23 protein-coding genes and 1 pseudogene are annotated in these 25302 nt (G+C 39.5%); 12 read left to right on the top strand and 12 right to left on the bottom strand.

Annotation, left to right across the window (positions count from 1 at the left end):
- Window positions 1-17: 17 nt before the first annotated feature.
- The 4 genes from CD001_RS08695 to CD001_RS08680 form a co-directional block, all read right to left on the bottom strand.
- Window positions 18-839: a YitT family protein gene (locus CD001_RS08695; RefSeq protein ID WP_096187123.1), complete on the bottom strand. Its 822-nt coding sequence runs from the start codon at window positions 837-839 to the stop codon at window positions 18-20.
- A gap of 328 nt (window positions 840-1167) precedes the next feature.
- Window positions 1168-1596, bottom strand: coding sequence for a bactofilin family protein (locus CD001_RS08690; RefSeq protein WP_096187122.1), 429 nt, complete (start codon window positions 1594-1596; stop codon window positions 1168-1170).
- 27 nt (window positions 1597-1623) lie between these two features.
- Window positions 1624-2559, bottom strand: coding sequence for a M23 family metallopeptidase (locus tag CD001_RS08685; protein ID WP_096187121.1), 936 nt, complete (start codon window positions 2557-2559; stop codon window positions 1624-1626).
- 317 nt (window positions 2560-2876) lie between these two features.
- The gene (locus tag CD001_RS08680) at window positions 2877-3383 is read right to left on the bottom strand and encodes a GNAT family N-acetyltransferase (RefSeq protein WP_306454065.1); all 507 of its coding nucleotides are present in this window, start codon (window positions 3381-3383) and stop codon (window positions 2877-2879) included.
- A 979-nt stretch (window positions 3384-4362) separates the two neighbouring features.
- Here CD001_RS08680 and CD001_RS08675 point away from each other — a divergent pair.
- From CD001_RS08675 to CD001_RS08635, 9 genes are all read left to right on the top strand, one after another.
- On the top strand, window positions 4363-4686 hold the full coding sequence (locus CD001_RS08675) for an ArsR/SmtB family transcription factor (protein ID WP_096187119.1): 324 nt from the start codon (window positions 4363-4365) through the stop codon (window positions 4684-4686).
- A 98-nt stretch (window positions 4687-4784) separates the two neighbouring features.
- Window positions 4785-5648, top strand: coding sequence for a permease (locus CD001_RS08670; RefSeq protein ID WP_096187118.1), 864 nt, complete (start codon window positions 4785-4787; stop codon window positions 5646-5648).
- Between the two features lie 211 nt (window positions 5649-5859).
- Window positions 5860-7341 (top strand): methyl-accepting chemotaxis protein, encoded by a 1482-nt coding sequence (locus tag CD001_RS08665; RefSeq protein ID WP_096187117.1) that lies wholly within the window; start codon window positions 5860-5862, stop codon window positions 7339-7341.
- 415 nt (window positions 7342-7756) lie between these two features.
- Entirely contained in the window at window positions 7757-9391 is a 1635-nt protein-coding gene (locus tag CD001_RS08660; RefSeq protein WP_096187116.1) for an ABC transporter substrate-binding protein, read from the top strand.
- A gap of 111 nt (window positions 9392-9502) precedes the next feature.
- Window positions 9503-10417 carry an ABC transporter permease gene (locus CD001_RS08655; RefSeq protein ID WP_096187115.1) on the top strand — a complete coding sequence of 305 codons (915 nt, stop codon included), beginning with the start codon at window positions 9503-9505 and terminating at the stop codon, window positions 10415-10417.
- 18 nt (window positions 10418-10435) lie between these two features.
- Window positions 10436-11371, top strand: a complete 936-nt coding sequence (locus tag CD001_RS08650) for an ABC transporter permease (protein ID WP_257009753.1) — start codon at window positions 10436-10438, stop codon at window positions 11369-11371.
- A 12-nt stretch (window positions 11372-11383) separates the two neighbouring features.
- Window positions 11384-12415, top strand: coding sequence for an ABC transporter ATP-binding protein (locus CD001_RS08645; protein ID WP_096187114.1), 1032 nt, complete (start codon window positions 11384-11386; stop codon window positions 12413-12415).
- Window positions 12369-13418 (top strand): ABC transporter ATP-binding protein, encoded by a 1050-nt coding sequence (locus CD001_RS08640; RefSeq protein ID WP_096187113.1) that lies wholly within the window; start codon window positions 12369-12371, stop codon window positions 13416-13418. Before CD001_RS08645 ends, CD001_RS08640 begins: the two co-directional genes overlap by 47 nt.
- A gap of 31 nt (window positions 13419-13449) precedes the next feature.
- Complete coding sequence (locus tag CD001_RS08635; RefSeq protein ID WP_096187112.1) at window positions 13450-13995, top strand: cupin domain-containing protein; 546 nt, start codon at window positions 13450-13452, stop codon at window positions 13993-13995.
- 354 nt (window positions 13996-14349) lie between these two features.
- Here the strand turns inward: CD001_RS08635 and CD001_RS08625 are convergent, their stop codons facing one another.
- Window positions 14350-15363: a nuclease-related domain-containing protein gene (locus CD001_RS08625; RefSeq protein ID WP_096187111.1), complete on the bottom strand. Its 1014-nt coding sequence runs from the start codon at window positions 15361-15363 to the stop codon at window positions 14350-14352.
- A 462-nt stretch (window positions 15364-15825) separates the two neighbouring features.
- Here CD001_RS08625 and CD001_RS08620 point away from each other — a divergent pair, with 462 nt between their 5' ends.
- The 3 genes and pseudogenes from CD001_RS08620 (at window position 15826) to CD001_RS08610 (ending at window position 19136) form a co-directional block, all read left to right on the top strand.
- Window positions 15826-16566, top strand: coding sequence for a glycerophosphodiester phosphodiesterase (locus CD001_RS08620; RefSeq protein WP_096187110.1), 741 nt, complete (start codon window positions 15826-15828; stop codon window positions 16564-16566).
- A gap of 30 nt (window positions 16567-16596) precedes the next feature.
- On the top strand, window positions 16597-17889 hold the full coding sequence (locus tag CD001_RS08615) for an MFS transporter (protein ID WP_096187109.1): 1293 nt from the start codon (window positions 16597-16599) through the stop codon (window positions 17887-17889).
- A 917-nt stretch (window positions 17890-18806) separates the two neighbouring features.
- A pseudogene (locus CD001_RS08610) lies at window positions 18807-19136 on the top strand (VOC family protein).
- Between the two features lie 59 nt (window positions 19137-19195).
- Here the strand turns inward: CD001_RS08610 and CD001_RS08605 are convergent.
- The 7 genes from CD001_RS08605 to CD001_RS08575 form a co-directional block, all read right to left on the bottom strand.
- The gene (locus CD001_RS08605) at window positions 19196-19936 is read right to left on the bottom strand and encodes a MerR family transcriptional regulator (RefSeq protein WP_096187108.1); all 741 of its coding nucleotides are present in this window, start codon (window positions 19934-19936) and stop codon (window positions 19196-19198) included.
- 111 nt (window positions 19937-20047) lie between these two features.
- Complete coding sequence (locus CD001_RS08600) at window positions 20048-20494, bottom strand: GNAT family N-acetyltransferase (protein ID WP_096187107.1); 447 nt, start codon at window positions 20492-20494, stop codon at window positions 20048-20050.
- Between the two features lie 75 nt (window positions 20495-20569).
- Window positions 20570-21013: a GNAT family N-acetyltransferase gene (locus CD001_RS08595; protein ID WP_096187106.1), complete on the bottom strand. Its 444-nt coding sequence runs from the start codon at window positions 21011-21013 to the stop codon at window positions 20570-20572.
- Window positions 21014-21188: 175 nt separating this feature from the next.
- Window positions 21189-22829, bottom strand: a complete 1641-nt coding sequence (locus tag CD001_RS08590; RefSeq protein WP_407081100.1) for an AMP-binding protein — start codon at window positions 22827-22829, stop codon at window positions 21189-21191.
- Window positions 22830-23016: 187 nt separating this feature from the next.
- A complete protein-coding gene (locus CD001_RS08585) occupies window positions 23017-24072 on the bottom strand; it encodes a M42 family metallopeptidase (protein ID WP_096187105.1) in 1056 nt (351 codons plus the stop codon).
- A 13-nt stretch (window positions 24073-24085) separates the two neighbouring features.
- On the bottom strand, window positions 24086-24769 hold the full coding sequence (locus tag CD001_RS08580; RefSeq protein ID WP_096187104.1) for a Dph6-related ATP pyrophosphatase: 684 nt from the start codon (window positions 24767-24769) through the stop codon (window positions 24086-24088).
- A 76-nt stretch (window positions 24770-24845) separates the two neighbouring features.
- Window positions 24846-25184: a nuclear transport factor 2 family protein gene (locus tag CD001_RS08575; RefSeq protein WP_096187103.1), complete on the bottom strand. Its 339-nt coding sequence runs from the start codon at window positions 25182-25184 to the stop codon at window positions 24846-24848.
- Window positions 25185-25302: the final 118 nt, after the last annotated feature.

Here is a 25302-nt window from a genome sequence, read left to right as displayed (position 1 = left end):
CCGACAATTTTGTGTAATCATTCTCTTCTAAAGTTACCCATTACTTCTAGCGTTTCGCTTACACTGACAAAGGCATTTGGATCGGCTTCTTTAATTAGGGCTGTGACTGTGGCAAGCTCATACCTTGATATGACAGTATACAGCACTTCCCGCCTTGCTTTTGAATATGCGCCTTGCCCTTCGATAACCGTAATTCCACGAACTAAATTGCTAAGCAGTTCACTTTTCAGTTCATCGCCACGATCGGTAACAACCATTAAGCTTACTTTTATGTGACGCGTATGAATACGGTCAATGACAATCCCGGTTATATAAATTGATGCCATTGTGTACAGCGCTAATTCCCATGCAAAAACAAAGCCTGAAATAAAGACGACACCACTATTTAATGCAAAGATTAGACCTCCTAAGGGAATATCATGTTTTTTTGTTAACAAGAGACCAATCACATCAAACCCGCCAGTTGAGCCGTAAAATCTAACAATGAGTCCAATCGCAATCCCGGCAATCACACCACCAAAAACAGAGGAAAGCAGCGCATCTTCAGTCACTCTAACGACTGGAATATATAGCATTGAGACGGATGTAACGAATACAGAGAAAAAACTATTTGCTATAAATTCTTTCCCTAGCTTCTTCCAGCCAATAACGAGGATCGGTATATTGAGAATAACGATCCATATTCCAGTATTAATAGGAGATAACAGTCCGAAAACCATAGCGAGTCCTGTAACTCCACCAGTTAACACTTCATGAGGAAGCAGGAACACATTAAAAGCAAAACCGAGCACGATCGAAGCAACAAAAATTACAGTTAATTTATATAAACGGTTCTTCATGTGAACACCCCATTTTTAGACGTTTTTATAAATACCTCATGAATTATAGTGCTCATTCGAAAACGAAGTCAATACAATTTTTTTCAATAGAGGAAAATGATTAGAAATACCTCGTCTTTTGTTGCTAGATGCTATTCTTTCTTCCGTATGTCGTCCAAGATTTACAGATTTTTCTGGACGAGAAATCCCATGAAGGTCGTAGCCCGCCTTTAGACATGGGAGTGTCAATCTGGTTCATTTTTCCTTGATAATTGCACAAATACCCATTTTTCTCCTCTTAAACCTAAATAAAAAACCTCCTCATCATGTGAGGGGGCCTTAAAACTCTTTATGGTTGAGGCTGCTCTATATTTGCTTCCTCTTTTTTCTTCGCCTTTTCTCCTCCGGTTTTTCCGGTATGATCAGTATCAACGTGCATCTTGCTCTCACCGTTAAAATAGCCATTTTCATCAATAATGATCGTGCTCATCTCTGCTTTCCCGTCTAACCTGCCTGAATCATAAATATGTATTTTACCTTCTACTTTGACGTTTCCTTGAATTTTTCCAGCTAAAAATAAATTACGCGCTTTCAAATCATTTTCAACATATCCTTCCTTGCCTAAAGTAACATCTCCATAACACTTCACTTCTCCAAACACTTTTCCGTCAATACGAATACTCGAATTCACCTCCAGTGTACCTGTAAAAGTTGTTTCTTCGCCGACCACAGTTGATATTTCATTTAATTTCTTTTCATCTTTCTTATTTGAAAACATGTCACTTTCTCTCCTCTAAGCGTTTAATTATTCATCTTCTTCTCTTTGATGGAAGGTCATGTATAAATACGGATCGATATGCTCCCCATTTCTTTTAATCTCGTAATGAAGGTGAACACCTGTGCTGCGTCCTGTCGTTCCCATACCGCCAATATCATCACCTTTTTTCACCTCATCACCGACTGAAACTTCAATTGAATTTAAATGGGCATATAATGTTTCATACGTCTCACCGTGATCGATAATGACTGTTTCTCCATAACCGCCATGTCTACCGGCATGGGTGACCGTCCCGTCAGCTGCTGCATAAATTCTCGTTTCAAGAGGGGCTGCAATATCAGTACCAGAGTGAAAACGTGTCCACTGTGTGATAGGGTCTCTTCTGTTACCATATTCTGAAGAAATTCGTCCTTCTTCAGCAGGAAAAAGCGTAGGCACTGTACGTAATTGTTCTTCGTATTCAATGAGTGATGCCATTGTGCTCTCAAAATCATCCATCAGTTCTGGCAGCTGATCACGTAGCTCCAATAAATTATCAAACACCTCACTGCTATATTCTTCAGCAGTAGATCCTTCTGGAAGTTCAATTCCTCCACTTCCATCTGAGCCTTCTAGATCGACAGGCATCTCCAAATTCATTTCACTAAGACGCGCTTCGAATTCCTTAAATTCTTCAATCGTTTCCTGTACAGCTGATGCTTCTTCATATAGTGCGAGATTCTCATTTTGTACTTCTTCCATTTCTGTTTGTTGCTGCTCAATTTTGGTATGCAGCTTTGATTGTGTTGCCGTCAAATCGTTAATAAAATATGTAAGGCCAACAACCGTGATCAATAAGAAACATACGAAGGTAAGGCTAGTGTAAAAAAGTCTTTTTGAAAATTTAAATTTTTTCACCGACGATTGTGGACCAGTTGATAACATAATCGTCCATGAATTTTTCTCTGGATTCTTTTTTCGCAAAACTTATCCCTTACAGCTAGAGCGAAGGGCTCGCCTCCTTTTATTAAAATCCTAGTAATCTATCAAAAGATGTCAAACTCCAGTTATACATTCTACCATTCTTTTTTTGAATTGCAAAAATAGGCATCATCATAGTTCGAAAGGTTTTCAACCAAAAAAAGAAGGCGAGAGAAATGGTCTCTCCTCCTCCTTTCCTATCATTCATCAGCAATTATAAGTCTTTTCGTTAAAAGATTCTCAGCAAGCGAATTGTGTTATCCTCGAAACCCTTATATTTTCGTGCTACCTTTATCTATTATCCATAGGTTTAAAAAAATTTAGTCGGACAAAAATAAAACCATAAGTTCTTCATCTAAATATGTACCATTAACGTATAATGCTTGCCTGTCATGTCCAAATGTCTCAAATCCTAATGAAGCATACAGCCGTTTCGCCGCACTATTTTTTGTGACAACTGTTAAATAGATTTGCTCCACTCCGTCTAATTGTTTGGCTTGATCGACTGCCTTTTGCATTAACTTTTTTCCTAGTCCGTACCCGCGCATTGCCGGAGTGACATACATCGCAAAAATATTTGCCCGGTGACTCATCTTTTGTTTTGTTTCTCTTATCATTGACACTGTCCCGACTAGTTTATTTTCCTCAAATGCACCAAAGCTGTATGAATAATTGGATTGAAGCCCATTCTGATAAAACTCTACTGAATTGTCATACTCTTCTTCATAGCTTGAGGCAAATGCTTCTGGATTCGTTTTCAGCGCTTGCAGCCGTAATCTCTTGTATTCTTCTGCATCCATTTGATCGATTAATCTTATGTCCAACATGAATCCCCCACTTTTTTCTTTTTCAATTGTATAAATTCAACGTAATAGTATCTGTTCCTCTAACTATTTGTTAAATAAGTATCCGCCCGTAAAACGGGTGGTTTTCATTTCGCCCTATAAGGGCACTTTACCACCAGAGTCCCTTAAGGGACCTTATTCATTTGGTCCGTGCCAAAAGAATTTTGAGGACATCCCTTTTCATAATCATATAGAATTCGAAATCGCTATAAGGCGGACGCTTTCAGCGGGCAATGCCTCAACTTCCTAGGTGCCACACTGTATGCACCTAGGGGATTTTCGTCGATTGCTTTTCCCGCCTGAGTCACCGCCTAGCGCTCTTTCGAGTACATGATGATAGTTAAATGACATACTAATAGAAGAAAAAACGTTGTGGGAAATTTATCTCTGCTCATTTTTATCTCATTTAAATGGGAATGGGCTTTTGTTATCAAAGATATTTATGTTCATATCGTATCCATCTTTTAAGATTATAAATGACATAACGCATATAAAGTTGCCATCAAAAGGTGGAAGGTACTGGGACTGTCTCTTCCTCTACTAGTATGGCTCTGCAGATTATCCGTCGAGACAAATCGGTGTATTTTCGAAGAAGTAAAGCTCTTTCCTACGGAAAAACGGACGAGTTGAGATCCCTTCGAGCTTGATCGAAGTAGCTCAACCGTTCATCCGTGGCAAAGAAGACACCGTGAATACGAACAAAGTGAAGTAAGAGCGGATGTCGCACTTGTGCCCTGGGGTGAAAGCAAGCAGATACCTTCCAACTATTCGTTACTTTTAAAGAAATCTCACGAATACAACCCTTAAAGATTTATTTTCACACAGGCAGAGCCTGTGGTTTACGTGGTTTACAAAGAATATAATCAAAAAAAAAATGGTTTTCCGGACTTGATTTTAGTAAAAGCTGGTAGTATGATAAAGTCAAACATCAAAAAATATTGATTTAGCAGGTGAGCATAACATGAAACTAACAATTCCAATTGAAGTGAATCAAGAAACGCCTGATTTCTCTTTTTATGAAAAACGATTTAAAGCTTTAGCTGATGAAAAACGGCTCCACTTATTATCAATTTTGTGTAAACAAGGCTCAGTATGTGTGTGTGATTTGACAGACATACTCGATTTACCCCAATCAAAATTGTCCTACCACTTAAAAATTTTGCTCGATGCAGATATTATCTTGCGTGAAAAAAGAGGAACTTGGAACTATTATCGAGTTAATACCGACGTAATTGATCATTTACTTTCTGAACAACTCTGTTGCCTATTCCGCCCAGCAAAGTAATTGTTCCTGCTGGGCAATTATTTACTTTTATTAATCAATTTTTTTTGATGTTTATATCAAATTATTTTGATTTATAAATAAAAAAGGAGACGATTTATATGAAAGAAACGATTATCTATTTTGTTACGATTGTAGCTCAATTAACGATTTTATTTGTCGGGGTCTCATTTTTACTTAATCTTGTGCAAGCATACATCCCTTATGAGAAGCTGGAACATCGTTTAAAAAATTCCAATCCGATTTTCGCCAGTTTCATTGCACTCTTTTTTGCCTTTATTACCCCGTTTTGTTCGTGCTCAACGATACCTATTGTCGTAAATTTATTGAAAAACCAAGTTCGTTTCGGTGTTGTCATGGTGTTCTTATTTGCTTCTCCAGTGTTGGATCCAACGATACTTACGATTATGTCGGTCATCATGGGCTGGAAAGTAACCATTATATATATCATCATTACCGCTTCTCTTTCATTAATCATCGGATTAACGTTAGAAAAGCTAGGAGTGAAAAGGTTTGTAAAGAAGGTTGTGATGACAGGTTATGAACGAAAAAATAAAGGCTTTTCCTGGAAAGCTGCGTGGGCAGAAACGTGGGGACTAATGAAAACAGTATATCCATATTTACTTATAGGTGCTGGAGTAGGAGCAATCATTCATGGAGTCGTTCCTGCAGAATTTATTAGTGCTCATTTTGGCGGTGATGCGTGGTGGCTCATTCCAATCGCAGCAGTTGTCGGTATTCCTTTGTACATCCGTTTATCAAGTATGATCCCGATCTCACAAGTACTTATCGTTAATGGGATGGCTCTCGGACCAGTAATGGCGATGATGATCAGCTCAGCTGGTGCAAGTTTACCAGAATTAGTATTATTAAAATCTATCTTTAAAAAACAATTAATTGTTGCGTTTGTCATTTCGGTTTTAAGTATGTCAACAATTTCAGGATTCGTCTTTTACTTCGTTTAACAATATGTTCGAACTCTCCCCCTGAGTTCGAACGATTTTTTCGTACGCAAATAGCTGAGCAGCCTTCATATCCGTCTCTATATAGTGATACACCTTAATAACAATTGCTTTCGAGGTAAAACTTTGTAAACTAAACTTTTGTCACGGTTTCGTCGATATTTAAAGTATATAGAATCCAGCACCGATTATTTATTTTCAGGGGGGAAGTTTTATGGAAGCAGTTAAAAATTTAAAAGTTCGTGACGTAAAAAAGAAGAACGTTTTAATCTTAATTACTTTTTCAATTTCTTTATTAAGTGGTTTTATTTTAACCTTATCTCAAAATGATGTTGCGAGAAGTCTTTTATACGGTTCGGAACTAGTCTTTTTGATTGGAGCTTACTTTTTAATTCATTCGTTGTTTAAAAAGGAACAATTATTTCCATTCATTGTCATTGCGGCAGTTTATATTTTTTCCATTGGCTCGATATTTATTTTCGGTGGCGGGATAACTACAACATTAATCTTTTTCTTCTTATTAATTTTAGCTACTGTTCATATGTATCGAACTGTATTTTGGATTGGGTTTATTTTAGGAGGAGTCGGTTTATATTTAAATACGTATCACTCTACGGTTGATACGATGATTTTACAAGAAAACTTTGCATCAATTTTACTTTTATACGTGCTAACTGGTGTTCTTGCAAACGTATTAATTTATCTTAGTTCAAAACAATTTGACCATATCGAAAACTTGTTAATTGAAAGTGAAAATGAAGCAATCCGTAAAGAAAGTGAACAACAAAGACTAGAAGCAAGTGTCAGTCAAATGATCGAAAGAATTTCTAGCATTAATGAGCGAGTCCAAGAAAATGTTCACTCACAAGGAGAAATATCAACAGCCCTAACGGAAGTAGCATCAGGGAGCGCAGTACAAAGTGAAAGAATCAGTGGTATTTCTCAATATTCTCAAGATACCAATGTACAAATGGGACGAATGCTGGAACAAACGAAGTTATTAAAAGATGAATTTGAAAATTCAACAGAGGTTGCTGCTTCTGGAAATAATCAATCAGCTACCTTATCTTCTAATATGGAAAAACTCCATTCACACATTGAAGAATTAAGTGATGCGTTCCGTTCGTTAACAAACAAAATTAACGAAACAAACACATTTTCTCAAGACATTATTAATGTCAGTGAACAAACAAATTTATTAGCCTTAAATGCTTCTATTGAAGCTGCCAGAGCTGGCGACGCTGGTAAAGGATTTTCTGTCGTAGCTGATGAAATTAGAAAACTAGCAGAGACGACAAATATGACCGCAGAAAAAATTACAACGAACCTTCGAGAGGTAAATAAAACAAACGAATTTGCTTTAGAAAAAATGAATGTGAACAGTAAGATGGTTAACGAAAACTTAGAAAAAGCCGGGCAAGTTAATGATGACTTTACTGAACTTGCCAACTATTTACGTTCATTAAATGAGCAATTTTCTACCTTCGAACAATTAGCTGAGACTGTCAAAGAAAATTCCACAAGTGTTGAGGAGTCAACGAGTGAACTCGCTTCAATTATTGAAGAAGCTTCTGCTAGTATAGAGGAGGTAAGTGCTACGGTGGAAAATTTAAATCGACAAAATAAAAAAATTGCTGACGAAATGAAAGGTACAGAGAGTGTTGCAGTAAGTTTAACTGCCACCACAAACGACTAAGAATATTTCCCTCGGCTGTCTTCATGTGTAAGACAGCCATTTCTATGCCCCTCTAGTTTTCCAAGTATATTCCAGGTGCCAGGCACCTGGAATATACTTGGAAGTACTTTAAAGACATGTAGGTACATGGGATATCTCCTCCTTTTATATTCCACTTGCTTTTTCTACTTTTTTCTACAAATACCCAACTAAATATTTATTTTATTAAAAAAATTTTATTTATTATGCAATCACCTTCTCCCCCTGATGTATCAACGTATCATCCTACTAAAGGACCTATTTTCATACTATTCGATTTTCATAAATAGTCTTGCAATTCTAAAAAATCATGTTACGCTAGGTTTTATTCAGTTGAAGTTATACTTCACTTTGTACACTTGAGTGTACAAATACTGTAAATTGGAGGGATAATTGGATGAAAAAAACATTTAAAAGGGGACTTAGTTTCATTACTGGATGTACATTAGCTTTACTCGTTGCTTGTGGTGGTGAAGAAGACTCAAGTTCAGAACCTGTCGATGAAAATGGCGATGGAAATGACGAGGAGACTTCACAAACTGACGACGATATGGCAGAGGCTGAGGAACTATTGGATGACAGTACATTAGTCATCGCAATGGGAACGGACATGGTATCGTGGGATATTCATGACCACGGTAACACTTCTACTGAAGCCGTGCACGTAAACATGTTTGATTACTTATTTAAACGAAATCAAGACACAATGGAAGTTGAACCACATCTCGTTGAAGATTATGAAGCGATTGAAGATGACGTTTGGGAATTTACAATTCGCGATGATGTGTACTTCCATAACGGAGATCAGCTAACTGCTGAAGACGTTAAATTCACATTTGACCGTGTCATTCATGACGATACGTTATCAGAACACGCTCGATTCACACAGCTCGGCGAAATTGAAGTGCTTGATGAATTTACGATCCAAATGACGACTGACGGACCGCAGCCGTCGATCTTAAATCGTCTTGCTCAAACTGGGGCAGGCATACTACCGAAAGATTATATTGAAGAAAATGGCATGGATCACTTCTTAAGTGAACCAGTTGGATCCGGCCCTTACCAATATGTTGAATGGAGAAGAGATGACCGTGTCGTGCTAGAAAAATATGATGACTATTTCTTAGGTGAAGATTTCACTGAATGGGAAGAAGTCGTTTTCCGAGCAATTCCTGAAACATCTACACGAGTTGGTGAATTATTAACAGGAAATGCCCACGTTGTGACTGATGTTCCTCCAAACGAATGGAGTCGTATCGATGATAACGAAGGGACAAGACATATTAACGCAGCATCAAACAGAACGATGCTCATTATCGCTCGACAAACAGAAGGTGTTGCGACATCTGATCCTCGCGTATTAGAAGCGATTGACTTAGCGATCAATAATGAAGCGATTACCGAACAAGTGATGCAAGGTTCTGGTACACCGACAAGAACTCGTGTACTGCCTGGAAATGTCGGAGCAAATGAAGATTTGTTCGATACTTATCTTTATGATCCTGAGAGAGCTCGTGAATTACTAGCTGAAGCAGGCTATGAAGACGGACTTGAGATTACAATGCAAGCTCCACAAGGCCGTTATTTAATGGATTCTGACATTGCAGAAGTTCTCGTCGGAATGTTAAGTGAAGTCGGTATTGACTTAGACTTGCAATTCCTTGAGTGGAGTCAGTTCATGGAGCATTATCAAGGGAATACAAATGAAGAGTTAATGCTGCTAGGGCTCGCAACATCTCTATTTGATGCAGCACAAGCTTTAGACCATTACTACTCTGAGTCCCCATTGAATGAAGGCAGAATGGACTGGGTAAATGAAGAATTCGATGAATTGTTCTTCGATGCAGAAGTGAATATGGATCCAGATGAGCGTTTGTCACAGTATCAGCGAGCACAAGAAATTATCGCTGAAGAACGGCCGCACATTTACTTACACTCTATTGATATGAATTATGGAGTCAGTGACTTAGTAGATTTTGACCCGCGTTTAGACGAAATGTATTACGCAAATGAAATTAACAGACAGCAATAAGACCACATCAGGAAAAACTGAACAAAAATCGAAGGATCATGCTATTTCAGCATGGTCCTTCCCAATAAAATCAAGAGCAAATACATATTCCACCTCTGGAGGTGAACAACATTGAAACGTTTTTTAATTCAACGGTTCCTGCAAATCATTCCTGTTTTAATTATTATGACATTCATTGTCTTTAGTCTCGTTTATATCGCTGGTGACCCAGTTACCCTCATGCTCCCAGAAGAAGCCTCTGCAGAAGATATCGCAAGAGTTCAGGAAGCATTAGGACTTAATGAACCATTCCACGTTCAATACGGATTATTTCTTTGGAACGCACTGCAAGGTGATTTCGGAGAATCCTACCGTTACAACCAAGATGCCATGTCAATCGTTTTAGAGAGGTTACCTGCCACCTTCGAGTTAGCAGCTGCGTCGATGTTGTTTGCGACGATCATTGCCATTCCACTCGGAATTTGGTCAGCAACACGACGTAACACGTTTGTCGATTTATTTATAACGGGATCTTCTGTTTTAGGAAAAGCAATGCCAAACTTTTGGCTTGGGATTATGTTTATTTTAGTACTTGCAGTCAATTCTCAAATCTTCCCGGTTTCTGGTCGAGGAACGATCATGCACATTATTTTGCCCGCCATTACGTTAGGTACGGCGGTTGCAGCAGAAATGACGAGATTAACTCGCTCAAATATGATCGAGATCTTGCAACAAGATTTTGTCAGAACAGCAAAAGCAAAAGGGGTAGCGAACAGTATCGTCACATACAAACACTCCTTTCGAAATGCCTTAATTCCTGTCGTTACGATTATGGCTCTGCAAACCTCTACATTAGTCGGCGGCGCTATCGTTACGGAACAAGTTTTTGCTTGGCCAGGAATCGGACAACTTTTAGTTCAGGCGGTCAATGCTCGTGATATGGCCATCGTCCAAGCAGCTGTATTTATTATTGCTCTTCTCGTCATTGTGATCAATTTAATCGCTGATATATTATACAGGCTATTGGACCCTAGAATTAAATATTAAGAAAAGGAGGGCGTTATTGTGAGCCAGCAAATGACTCCAGAATCCGTTTCCGGAGGAACTGTTCCTCCGAAAACGAAGACGAAATATAAACAAACATCACCATTCATAAGATGGATCAAACTGCTTTTACGCAGTAAAACCGGAACAGTTGGCTTTATCATCGTATTTTCAGTCGTTATTGTCGGTATTTTTGCCGATCAACTCGCTCCTTACGATGTAAATGAACAAAACTATGCGAATATGCTCGCTCCCCCTTCTTGGACTGAGGATGGGACGTCTGCTCACATACTCGGGACTGACAATCTCGGTCGTGACATATTAAGCAGAATCATTTACGGTACAGAAATTTCCCTTTTAGTCGGTGTTTTCTCAGTAGTAGTCGCCGGCATTCTCGGTATGGGAGCTGGGTTAATGTCAGGCTATTACGGCGGCTGGGTTGATACCGTGACAATGCGACTCGTTGATGCCTTTTTATCGATTCCAAACATTTTATTTATTCTCGTGATTTTAGCAGTATTAAATCCTGGAATTATGACGTTAATTTTTGCGATAGGTGTAACAAATTGGGTCATATATGCTCGTCTGATCCGTGGAGAAGTGCTCTCAGTGAAGGAACGAGAATACGTGAAAGCAGCCAAATCGATCGGAACGAAAAACGTAACGATTATTCGTAAGCACATTTTGCCTAACGTCTTTTCAACGTTCATCGTGATTTCAACGTTAAGTGTTGCAACAACGATCATTTTGGAAGCATCCCTCAGCTTCTTAGGGATGGGCGTCCAGCCTCCTAACGTTTCTTGGGGATCAATGTTGTCAGATGGTCGGGATTATTTAGCGACAAACTGGTGGTTAGCTACTTTCCCAGGGTTAGCCATTACGATTACTGTTCTTGGAATTATCTTCCTCGGAGATTGGCTACGGGATGTGCTTGATCCAAGGTCACAAGGACGCTAAAGGAGGGCTAACATGTCAGATGAAAAACAACTATTGAATGTCAATGAATTAAAAACACATTTCTCTACTGAAAATGGCGTCGTCCCTTCTGTCGACGGTGTTTCCTTTCAAGTGAACAAAGGAGAGCTCGTTGCGATTGTTGGTGAATCAGGTTCCGGTAAAAGTGTCACTTCACTTTCGATCATGGGACTTATAGAGAAACCTGGAAAAATTGTTGGTGGAGAGATCACCTTCGAAGATAAAGATTTAGCAACGTATACGAACCGGCAAATGAGAAAAATTCGTGGAAATGACATCGCGATGATCTTCCAGGAGCCATTAACATCGCTAAACCCGGTCTTCACGATCGGCAATCAGCTACGCGAGGCGATCTTGGAACATCAACATGTCGATAAAGCGACTGCTAAGAAAATGAGTATTGAGATGCTCAAAAAGGTTGGCATTCCTCGAGCAGATAAAGTTTACAGCTCATTCCCCCACTCTCTAAGCGGTGGAATGCGCCAGCGTGTCATGATTGCGATGGCTTTGTCTTGTAATCCAAAATTATTAATTGCTGACGAGCCGACGACTGCCTTAGATGTGACGATCCAAGCACAAATTTTAGAGTTAATGAAAGGTCTCGTCAAAGATATGGATACTGCGATCATTTTAATTACCCATGACCTCGGTGTCGTTGCTGAATTAGTTGACCGCGTTATCGTCATGTACGCAGGGCAAGTTGTCGAGCAGTCCGATGTTTTTTCATTATTTAAAGATCCTAAACACCCCTATACGAGAGGGTTATTAGATAGTACCCCGAAAATACAAGATTTAAATGAAGAGTTGACGTCGATTCAAGGAACAGTTCCAACACCAGCTGATATGCCAAATGGTTGCCGATTTCACCCAAGGTGTCCTCATGCAATGGATCACTGTGTATTACATGAACCTCAACTCGATACGTTAGAGGATGGCAGTGAAGTTCGTTGCTGGTTATACGATGAGGAGGTGATGTCAGATGAGTACGCAAAAAACGGAAACGAACGAACAACACAAAAATCTTGATTCAGAAACGTTATTAGAGCTGGAAGGGTTAAAAAAATATTTTGACGTCACAGAAGGGTGGTTTAAAAAAGAACGGGAATATTTACGTGCAGTCGATGGCATTGACTTGAAAGTAAACCGTGGGGAAACGTTAGGAATTGTTGGAGAGTCCGGGTGTGGGAAGTCGACAACTGGAAATTTAATTATGAGATTACTTGAGCCAACAGAAGGTAAAGTTGTTTTTGAAGGGGAAGACTTAACGAAACTCGAAGGGGAAAGGCTCCGTCAAAAGCGAAAAGATATTCAAATGATTTTCCAAGATCCATTTTCATCATTAAACCCTCGTATGCGAGTATTTGAACTAATTGCTGAACCTTTACGGACTCATCAGACTCACAAAGGTGAGGCATTAAAGGAAAGAGTATTTGAACTGATGGATGTCGTTGGCTTGAGTCGGGAGTTTTCACAGCGTTTCCCTCATGAATTTAGCGGTGGGCAGCGTCAAAGGATTGGGATTGCTAGAGCACTCGCTCTAAACCCGAAGCTGATCGTCTGTGATGAACCTGTATCAGCTCTTGACGTATCAATCCAATCACAAATTTTAAATTTACTAAAAAGACTACAAAAACAATTTGATTTAACACTCGTTTTTATTGCTCATGGGCTGCCAGCTGTTAAACATATAAGTGATCGGATTGCCGTTATGTATTTAGGTAAAGTCGTCGAACTGACTACTCGCGAAAACTTATTTTCACATCCGATGCACCCATACACTGAAGGGCTGTTAACAGCTGTTCCTGTGCCCGATCCAGAAGTGCGCGATACGAGGGAACGTGTTATTCTAAAAGGAGATATTCCAAGTCCTGTAAACCCTCCTTCTGGATGCAGTTTTCACACTCGCTGCCCTTTTGCGGATGAAAAATGTAAACAAGAAGTTCCTGAATTTCGAGAGTTGAAGCCTGATCATTATGTAGCCTGTCATTATCCGTTAGAAAGTGGGAGAGGAACCCTTCAACATCCGTGAAGGAACGTAAAAAGGAAGTGACAATTTTCATATGTCTGAGTCAGAATTAGCCAAACAAATTCGAAATACGAGAACGAGCCGACGGTTCACATTAAAAGAACTGAGCGCACACACTGGATTGTCTGTCAGTTTTTTATCACAAATCGAACGCGGTACTTCTTCTCCAGCTATCAGTTCCTTAAAGAAAATTGCCGATGCTCTCGGTGTACCGATTACGAGTTTCTTTACACCAGAGACGAACGCAAATTATAAGACGTTAAAGGGTGAGCGAAAGTCGTTTCGAATCGATGGCTCACCCGCAAAATACATACGTTTAAGCGGAAACTTTTCAACAAGGACCCTCGAACCGCTACTTGTCGTTCTTGACCCTGGTGCAACGGACCGTATGTTCCAACACAGCGGTGAAGAGGTCCACTATATTCTTGAGGGTGAAGTCGAATATACGATTGACGACGATGTCCACAAGCTTTCAGCTGGTGATTCGATTCACTTCCCGTCCGAACGTCCGCACACTTGGAAAAACTTATCGAATAAACCGTCGACTATTATGTGTGTCGTCACACCAAATATCTTTTAAACGCTTTGTCTACCCGCCTCATTTGCTGCTATTTGCAAATGGGGTTTTATTCATTAGTTTTAGCATTTGGCTCCGGCCGCTCAATGTGCGATTCTCACCGCCCTATGTGCGATTCTCACCGCTCTATGTGCGATTCTCGCCGCTCTATGTGCGATTCTCGCCGCTCTATGTGCGATTCTCGCCGCTCTATGTGCGATTCTCACCGCCCTATGTGCGATTCTCACCGCCCTATGTGCGATTCTCACCGCTCTATGTGTGATTCTCGCCGCTCTATGTGTGATTCTCGCCGCTCTATGTGTGATTCTCGCCGCTCAATGTGCGATTCTCACCGCCCTATGTGCGATTCTCACCGCCCTATGTGCGATTCTCGCCGCTCAATGTGCGATTCTCAGTTTTTTCTAATATTAAAGGAGTAAGATCATACTTAGTATTTTTCTTATTTGATTGAATAATAGGGAGATTTAATGAGTTTAAACTTCTATGAGCAACAAAGCGAGATTGTACATGAAAAAAATTCCTGAATTGACAGTTACTAATTAATGGGGAAATAAGCAATGCAAAATCCACTAATGTTGATAAGTAAGCATTTTTGCTATTATAGTTACATCGGTTACAAAACCAACCACTTTTATTATTTTTCACCATAGGAATGGCAAAACAATTAGGGCAATGAACACCAGTAATAAGGTCTGCAGTAGATACTCTATAATCGGAAGGCTTTGGCAATAAAGGTTCGTGGATTTTTGTCAGATGAGATGCAATTTCGATAAGTTCTTTTTTTAAAAGTTTACATTCTGGAAATTTTTTCCTTAAACTTTTAACATATGGTATCAACTGCGGACCTCTCATTACGTTTTTTCTTACAATTTCATCATTTACATTATTATCAATTATTGTCCTCTTATTTGATAAAATAACCTTTGACTCTATTGGTATTGAAGGACAACCATAACTTGATAGCCATTCAGTAAAAGATTCCTTGTGTATAATGGATTGATTAATTGGACAGTCAAACATCTGCTCCACTCCATCAACTGTTCTTATAAGCTGATTATAAGTGTATACAAAATTAATACGGCCTTTTAAATTTTTTATCTCTAGGATTAAAAAACAGTGGGGAGTTAAAATTAGTACATCGATCTGTACATAAAGGCTGTTTATGGGGATGCGAAGATCTTGCAATATTAAGAAGTTATCATCGAGTTGATAAAAATAATAGTTTAATGACTCTTCACCTTCAAAACCTGCCCGCCAACGTCCAAGTTCATGTTTCACATCTTCAATGTATGGATGATTTGGTGGAGTCCTTCGCTTTAAGGCTTCAAATTTCAAAATCACTATAGGAATTTTCCTAGGTTTCCAAATCAATACTTGTCTCCTCCTTTAAATGCATTCATTTAAAGATGTTTAATTATTCAACATAAATCGTCATTTTCCTGCTTCTAAAATAAAGTCTGATAAAATTACTTTCCATATACTTCTTCCCTGGGTAATCCCAGGATCTACAAATATGCTCGGACCTAAGATACGTTATCAGCATTGAATATAGCTTGATATCACTTGACCTATCACCGCTAAAACTACAACTCTTTCCCCTCTAAGGTTCAAGCCCCAGCACCATGCATAAAATCCCCACATATTCCCAGGTGCCAGGCACATGGGAATAAATAGAAAACGAAGTAGATAGTTTGGTCATTAATTGGATAATCGAATCGAATATTGGATACTTCGGTTAAGTTTTTGTAAATATTTAGCGAATAAGAAGGATTTGTCTTTATACTGTTCGAATAGTTGAAGAAAGTACATATTTATAGTCTGAGGTGAGATAACATGAAACGAAAAACACTTATTTTTGGTCATCGAGGATCTTCAGGCAGACACCCTGAAAATACGATGGATTCTTTCGAGGCAGCACTTCAAGAAGGAGCTGACGGATTGGAAATTGATGTTCAGCTCAGTGAAGATGACGTGCCTGTCGTCATACATGATGAAACAGTCGATCGTACGACAAATGGAACAGGATGGGTAAAAGACTTCACTTTCGATGAGTTACAAAAGCTCGATGCCGGAAGCTGGTTTTCTTCTACATTTTCTGGGGCTATGATACCAAGTTTAGAAGAATTGTTTCGCTGGCTTGTAAACACACCGCTTCTATTAAACATTGAAATTAAAAGTGGTCTCGTACGGTACCCTAATATTGAAAAAATTGTTCTTGATCTCATCGAAAAATATGACTTAAACGAGCGCGTCATCATCTCCTCCTTTAACCATTACAGTTTAGCCAAAGTGCACAAACTAAATAATGAAATTGAAACCGCTATTCTCTTTATGGAAGGTCTTTATGAACCTTGGAATTATGCGAAGACTGTTGGTGCACAAAGCTTACATTGCTACTATCCGGTGGCCGCACCGGAGCTGATTCGAGGTGCAGCACAAGCAAATATGCCAATTCGTCCTTTCACAGTTAATGAAGCAAGTCATTTACATGCATTAATGAGTAGAGGCTGTGATGCAGTCATTACAGATTACCCGAAAAAAGCAGTGGACGTGCGCAACACCTTGTTTAACTAATGAAGATGATGTGTTGAAAGGTGGAGTATCATGACATCAGGCAGACCTTTTTCTTATAAAAAAATATTTGTCATAGGAACTGGATTTTTCGCTTTAATGTTAATTTGGACTTTCTACAATGCTTACATGCCGCTTATTCTCGGAGATTATATTGAAAGTAGAGCGATCAGGGGAGCGATTATGGGGCTTGATAACTTACTTGCAGTCTTACTCATCCCCTTAATCGGAACGTGGAGCGATCGCGTTGAAACTCGCATCGGGAATAGACTGCCTTTCCTCGTTGCAGGCATGCCGATCGCAGCGCTATTCTTTATTTTGATTCCCTACAGTGCAACGATGGCGTTGTGGCTCCTTCTCATTGTCGATATTATCTTTTTACTTGCGATGACGATTTACAGAGCTCCTGTTATTGCACTAATGCCTGACCATACTCCACCTGAGAAACGTTCGACTGCCAACGGAATTATTAACTTTATGGGGGGAATCGGAGCGATCATTGCCCTTTTTGGATTATCTTCTCTTTATGGAATGGATCGTTCTTATCCATTTTTAGTTGCTGGCCTTTTACTGTTTTTCTCTTTCATTCTTCTCTATTTTACAGTAGATCGAAATCCTCCCTATTCAGGAAAAACAGATGGGGAACTCGATGAAGTAAAAGCAGCAAATTCTATTTTTCACGTATTTACGATTTTAAAGAAACCTGAATTTAAAGGGCACCTTTTCATTTTAGTTGCCATTTTCATATACTTTATCGGCTATGCTGGTGTCGAAGCTCAATTTACTGTCTACGCAGTCGAACATTTGCTGATGGATGAAAGCACTGCCGGGTTTACACTCGGATTTTTCAGCCTTTCGTTCGTCATCTTTGCGATCTTGGCAGGCTTTGCAGGCAGTAAATTCGGAAAGGTCCCGATGATGCTGACAGGACTTTTATTATTACCGCTCATATTTATCATCATTCCATTTCTTCCTTCGATAAATGCCTGGATTCCGGCGGTCAATAGTGTCATTTTACTGCAACTCTTCCTTTTTATCGGGGGAATTGCTTGGGCTTGTATTAACGTTCAAGCTTATCCGTTAGTCGCCGACCTCGGTGGAAAAGAGAAGATCGGCTTTTTCACCGGGTTGTATTATTTATTTTCAATGGCTTCTTCGATCGTAGCTCCCGGATTTCTCGGATTACTTATGGATTTGTTCTCTCATCCTGCTCTTTTCTACGGTGCTACAGCAAGCTTTTTAATCGCTTTTTATTTTTTAAAAAAGGGAAGCAGGCTCATCAAGGAACAATCGCAAGATGATGCACCAGCATCACAAAATTTTTGATTAAGCTTTTCATTTTAGATTACTGCAGAAAAGAAGAACGACTTTTACAAAATAAGTATCCTCCCGTAAACCGGACGGTTTTAATTTAATTTGGTCCGTGCCAAAAGGTTTTTGAGGGAATCTCTTTTCATAATCATATAGATTTCGAAATCGCTATAGCCGGACGCTTTCGACGGGGCAATGCCTCAACTTCCTAGGTGTCACACTGTGTACACCTAGGGGATTTTCGACGATTGCTTTCCCCGCCTGAGTCACCGCCTAGCGCTCTTTCGAATAAATGATGACATTTAAATAACATACGAATTCATAGAAAAAACGAGTTCAGGGAAGTTGTACCCTAGCTCATTTTATCGCATTATAGGGCTTTTGTTATCAAAGAAACTTATGTTCATTTCGTATCCATCATTATTCATCATTTATGATCATAAATAACATCACGCAAATAAAGGTGTCATCAAAAGGTGGAAGGTACAGTGCGACAGTCTCTTCCTCTACCGAGTATGGCTCTGTCGTTTATCCGTCGAGACAAATCGATGTATTTCGAAGAAGCAATGCTCTTTCTTACGGAAAAACGGGCAAGTTGAGATCCCTTCGAGCTTGATCGAAGTAGTCAACCGTTCGTCCGTGGCTTAGAAGACACCGTGATTACGAACAAAGTGAAGTAAGAGCGGATGTCGCAAATGTGCCCTAGGGTGAAAGCAAGCAATACACCTTCCAACTATTCGTTACTTTTAAAGAGATCTAACGAATACAACCCTTAAATGTTTATTTTCACACAGGCAGAGCCTGTGGTTTAAAAAGACTATGATGATGATATGAGGGTCCATCCGTTAGAAAGCTCTTTTTGCAAATGGAAATCAGATTTGAAACCCCAATTTTATGGAGTGAAAAAAGAGATTAGTAAAGTCGGTCAAATTATGTTGTATGTCAATAATCAAGATAAGGCAGTGGATTTTTGGACAGAAAAAGCAGGGTTTCGTGTTATTTCTGAATAAATGAATGACCAGGGGATGAGGTGGATTGAAATTGCTCCAACAATGGAGGCAGAAACGAGCATCATCCTGCATGATAAAAAATTCGTTGCTAAAATGTCTCCTGAATTAAATCTTGGTACACCTTCTTTAATGTTCTTCTCAAATCATTTTGATGAGTTCCGCAACAACTTAATAAAACAAAATATTACAGTCGGAGAAATTGTAAATATGCCTTCCGGAAGAGTATTTAATTTTGCTGTCATGGAAAAATGACCAGCCATTTTAAATGATGTAAACATGCCGTGGACGCAAACGTCGTCCACGGCATTATCTCATTTGTTTTTATCAGCATAGACAGCCATCGCTTCACTCATAAATTTGGCTAACCCTTCACCAAATTGATCAATGTTTTTCGTGAACCGTTCGTCTGCTGTATACATTTGCCCGAGTCCTTTAAATGCATCTAGCGTATACGTTCCAAAATTGTTATTTAAGAGGTCATACCATGCTTTTATTGCTATTTGTGCCTCATCCGATTCTGGTGATTGATGACGAATCGTTGCTAGTTTTTGATAAATATCATTACAAGCCTGCTGCAGCTTCGCTTTTTCTTCATTTGACATGTTCGCTATTTTTTTATTTGAGTTATCGACAGCTTCGTCTCCCCATCGTTCACGTGCTTCATCTTCATAAGGATTATCGCTAAAATCAAAGCCTTCAAACTTTTCCTTATTTGTCATTGTTACTTCTCCTTTCGAGTGCAGAATCGTTTTATCAATCGTCGCAATCATTTTATCGATTCGCTCACGTTTTTCAATCAGCATTTTTTTGTGCATAATTAATGCTTCATTTCTATCAAATGACGGACGATCGAGAATCTGCTTTATTTTTTTTAAAGGAAAGCCAAGCTCTTTAAAAAATAAAATTTGCTGCAATGTCTCGAGATTCTCGTCAGAATAGATTCTATAACCTGATTCAGTTGTTTGTTCCGGAGTCAACAACCCAATCTCATCGTAATGATGCAATGTGCGCACACTTATTCCAACGAGATCTGCAACTTCTTTCACTTTCATCATTTCAGCCTCCCTTCACTTATGAATATAAAGTATCACGCAACGTGAGAGTCAATACGATATTCAAAAAAATAGCCCCGAATTTTTCCGGGGAGTAGTTCTAAGATTTCTTCATTCCTTCTTATAAAGCATATCAACATGAGGTATGTCGTCTTCTAAATAGACGTCAGATACTTGCTTAAAGCCGAATGCCGCATAATAATGTTTGATATAATCTTGTGCAGACAGCTTAATTTCTGTTTCGTCTAATCGGTTTGTGAGTAAATTCATCGCCTGCTCCATCAGTTCATTGCCTAGCCCATGCCCTCGATACTCTTTTTTTACGATGACGCGGCCAATTGCTGCTTCATCATATGTCGTCCCTTTCGGAAGAACACGAGCATAAGCTGCAACCTCTCCGTCTTTTTCGTTAAAAATATGGTAAGCGACTTGATCATTGTCATCAATTTCTGGGTACGGACATTGTTGTTCAACAATAAAAATTTGAACCCGTTCTTTTAAGATGTTGTACAGTTCAGTCGTCGTCAGTTCATCGAAAAATTTGATTTTCCATGTCATGTTTGCCACTCCTTTACTCTGCATGAGTTTATTTGCAGGCAACTCATGTATACTATTGCTAGCTCTCTTATCCCCTCACACTTTGTACAGCATATTTACGTGTTCGATCCCTTCATCGAGGAAGATGTCAGAGATGATTTGAAAACCGTATGAAGCGTATAAGTCTTTTATGTAATATTCAGCTTGTAGCTTTATCTCGCTCTCTTTCATTTCTACTATTAAAAACTTCATGCCTCGCTCCATGATTTCTCGTGCATATCCTTTGCCGCGATGCTCTTTTTTAACAATTATTCGTCCAATCGATGCCTCTCGATAAATCGTTCCGCTCGGCATGAGCCTTGCATAAGCTGCGATTTCATTGTCTTCTTTAAAAAATAAATGATATGAGTTCGGATCGTGCCCGTCAATGTCCATGTACGCACACCCTTGCTCGACAACAAAAACAGCCATTCTTTCTTTCATTATTTCATGCCATTCAAGATTCGTTAGATCCTCAAAAGATTTAATGTGCCAACTCATGCTCGTCTCTCCTTCAACCACTTCTTTATTACTAGTTTACGTGAACGGCATCGTTTGATCAAAGAACACGCTCCAACAAGCTAATTAGAACGAGACTTTCACCATTAGACCCCACCACACAGGACGAATGTAAAAAATATCCAGGTGCCAGGCACCTGGATATTTTTTACTTATTTTACGATAATTTAAATTGTTGCTCGGCTTTTTCGCGCAGCTTGTATTTTTGGATTTTCCCAGATGCAGTCATTGGGTATTCGTCGACGAATTCAATGTAATAAGGAACTTTATAACGAGCAATTTTTCCGTCGCAAAACTCGAGTACTTCTTCTCTTGTTAAATGTGCTCCTTCTTTTACGCGAATCCATGCTGACACTTGCTCACCGTATTTTTCATCAGGGATACCGACGACTTGAACATCTAAGATTTTCGGATGCTGATATAGGAATTCCTCGATCTCCCTCGGATAAATGTTTTCTCCTCCGCGGATAATCATTTCCTTTAATCTGCCGGTAATACGACAATATCCGTCTTCATCCATAACTGCGAGGTCTCCTGTATGGAGCCAGCCGTCTTCGGTAATCGCTGCCTTCGTTTCTTCTGGCTGTTTATAGTACCCTTTCATGACATGATACCCTCTTGTAATTAACTCTCCTTGAACACCATGAGGAACTTCGTTTTCTGTATATGGTTCAACGATTTTCACCTCTACGTTCGGCAAGGCGCGCCCGACTGTGTTCGTTCTTCGTTCTAACGAGTCATTCACTCTCGTCTGCGTAATGACAGGGGATGATTCCGTCTGTCCGTAGGCGATCGTAATCTCATTTGCGCCCATTTTATTTATGACCCCTTTCATCACTTCAACCGGGCAATTAGAACCAGCCATGATTCCCGTGCGTAATGTCGATAAATCAAATGAATCAAACTCTTTATCATTTAATTCAGCGATAAACATCGTCGGGACACCGTGCAATGCAGTACACTTCTCATCTTGAACGGTTTGAAGAACCTCTCTTGGATTAAATTCTTGAACTGGAACAATTGTCGAGCCTGCATTGACACAAGCTAATATTCCTAACACACATCCGAAACAGTGGAAAAACGGTACCGGTATACACATTCGATCTTCTCGTGTCAGCTTCATACATTCAGCAATATTAGCAGAATTGTTCACTAAGTTATAGTGCGTTAACATGACCCCTTTCGGAAAACCAGTCGTGCCTGATGTGTATTGCATGTTGATCACATCATCGCTCGATAATTCATTCATTCTCTTTTCTAACTGAGCATCATCTACCTCATTTGCGAATTCTAGGATATCTGACCAAAGCCACATTCCCGGATGGCGCTCTTCTCCTAAAAAGATCACATTTTTCAATTTCGGTAAACGCTTACAATTTAATTGACCTGGCTTTGATGTTTTTAATTCTGGAGCAATTTCATAGAGCATATCAATATAGGAAGCATCGCGATAAGACTCCATTAAGAAAATCGTCGTTGCATCTGATTGATTAAGAAGAAACTCAAGTTCTGCTGTTCGGTAGTTCGTATTAACCGTAACAAGAACTGCACCCATTTTTCCTGTAGCAAATTGTGTCGTAACCCATTCCGGCCGATTCGTCGCCCAGATCGCCACATTCTCTCCTCGTTCAATTCCTAGCTTCATTAGCCCTTTTGCAACTTGGCGGCAACGGTCATCAAACTCTCGATATGTATACCGTAGCCCGCGGTCGGGATATACGACAGCCTCATGCTCCGGCTGTTTTCTAGCTACTTCTTCTAAAAGCTGTCCAATGGTTGAGTTAATCAATTCTGCCACATTATCGCCTCCATTTTTTAAAGAAAAAACGAGAAACACTACTCATTATGATTGTATAGTTTAATAAATTCATAGGTCAATCTTTTATTTTGTATATTGCGAAAATTCACATAATCACTTGTCCGTTGAAAAAGAAATAGAGGTGTCTCAAAAGTATTATGAGAGCACCTCCTTCATCTGGGTTCAATTATATAAAGCGAAACTCACTTTTTTCGCGCATACTTAACATAAATTGCTTTAATAAATTCTTTGAGTTTTCAATATCTGAAAGGTCAAGAACTTCTACAGGAGAGTGAGCATACCTCGATGGAATCGAAATGACACCTGTAGGAACCCCGTCCTGTGACTGACTGATTGCTCCCCCGTCAGTACCAATCCCCGGAAACACTTCGAGTTGATACGGTATTTGCTGCTCTTCAGCTACCTGTATCATTTTTTTCCTCACAGAAACACTGGCAATTAAACTGAAATCCATCACTTTAATTCCTGGTCCTTTACCAAGTGCTAACGTGTCGTCCATCATTGCCTCGGGTGTATCACTTACAGCTGTTGTATCAATAGCTAATGAAAGATCTGCTTGAATTTGCTGGCCGGCGACTTTCGCTCCTCGTAAACCGACTTCCTCTTGGACAGAAAAAACAGCGTACACAGTTCCGTAAACGTTTGAGAAATCTGTTTCTTCTAATGCATTTAATAAAATGGCACAGCCAACTCGATCGTCGAACCCTTTTCCGATGATTCTATTTTTGCCAAATTCAATTTCTCCTGCTGCCCAAGTGATGGGGTCTCCAATTTGAATTCCAAGTTCCGTTACTTCTGCTTTTGAATCTACACCGACATCGATATAAAGCTCAGAGTGCTTTCTAACTTTCTCCGGGTTATCATATTTCATCATGTGAGCAGAAATCGTCCCAATGACGCCATACCGGATGCCATTCTCTGTTCTGATTTGAACTTTTTGAGCTAATAATATTCGGTCATCATGACCGCCTAATTTTTCAAAACGAATGAGTCCATTTTTCTCAATTTTCTTAACGATAAAGCCGATTTCATCCATGTGAGCAGAAACGACGAGTGAAGGCCCATCATTTGCTCCATTTACTTTCGCAATGACATTTCCGATTCCATCAATCGATACATCATCTGTAATCTTTGATACACGCTCATATATGTAGCGGGCGACATCATGTTCAAACCCACAAGGTCCGGAAAGTTTCGTTAACTCCTGCAATAGCTCTCTCATTCAACATCAGCTCCTATTCTACAGCTTTTTTGTTCAGTTCATACGATTCGATATCATAAAGCAAAGTCGTCTCCATTGCACGAATGTTCGCTTCCAATAAGTTTATCCGCTTGTTAAATAACGGTCCATCAACGACTAGCGTATGATATTCGCCACTTTCTCCCATTGGACAAATCGGAAACTGTTGCACGGCTTCATAAAACTTACGATTGACTGGACGGCCTAAATACTCTTCTGAAAAACGTTTCGGGTCAACCCTCGTCACGATTGCTTCGTACCCTGTTTCGGTAAATTCTTTCAACACACTTAATGCTTGTTCTTGTTTCATCCAAAGCGGGTAAACGGCTTCAAGTCCTGCTTCCGCTACGACTTTTTCTCCCCATTCTCGGTGCCCGTCCAAATATAAATCGCCAAATCCTACTGCTTCAATTCCGATCGAATCACGCAATTCTTTCAATTTTGTGACGAATGCTTCCGTATAGCTTTTCATATCACTTTCAATAAAATAAATCGGCAACGCGAGTGCTTCTGCCTGATCTCTTAAAATCTTTAACTGCAATGCATGTCCAAAACTTCTGCCATACTCTTTTGGCGCTGTCGTTAACAATCCTGCTATTTCGTAACCTTGCTTGACAAGTTTGTCTAAAATAAAACAGCTGTCTTTCCCACCGCTCCACGAAATAATCATTTTTTTCATTTACCCACCTCCACAATTCCAATCTATTACCATGTGCCAGGCACATGGTAATAGATTGGAATTTGTTAATATGGTTTTACTTTACAAACCATACTTTTGTGATTTTGTCATCGATTACTTCATACATCGCAATTGCATATACGTCTTCCCCATTGGCACGACCTGTCACATGTTCATGATCGATGGCGATGTTTCCATGCGTCATTCTTGAGAGCAATGCTGCATGCTGATTCGGATTGTCTTCAAATAGTTTTCCATATCGTTTTTTCATTTCCTTTACCCCGGAAAGCTTCAACTCATTTGACGGAAAATCATAGACTTTGACATCGTCATGATAGACGTCGATAAATGCGTCGATATCTCCTTTGTTATAAGCATCCAGCTGTTTTTGTGCTGCTTGTTCAGCTCGGTTCATATGTAAATCCTCCCTTACATGCATATTACTACTATTTTTTTACTTTATCATAAAAGGGGCTACACATTCATTCGTCTAGCATTCTCTTATGCTTATGCGGACATCAGATCTCTTATAT

It is taken from the genome of Evansella halocellulosilytica (assembly GCF_002335745.1).
In the GTDB taxonomy this organism is placed as follows: domain Bacteria; phylum Bacillota; class Bacilli; order Bacillales; family Salisediminibacteriaceae; genus Bacillus_CA; species Bacillus_CA halocellulosilytica.
This window is presented reverse-complemented; position numbering and strand designations above follow the sequence as displayed.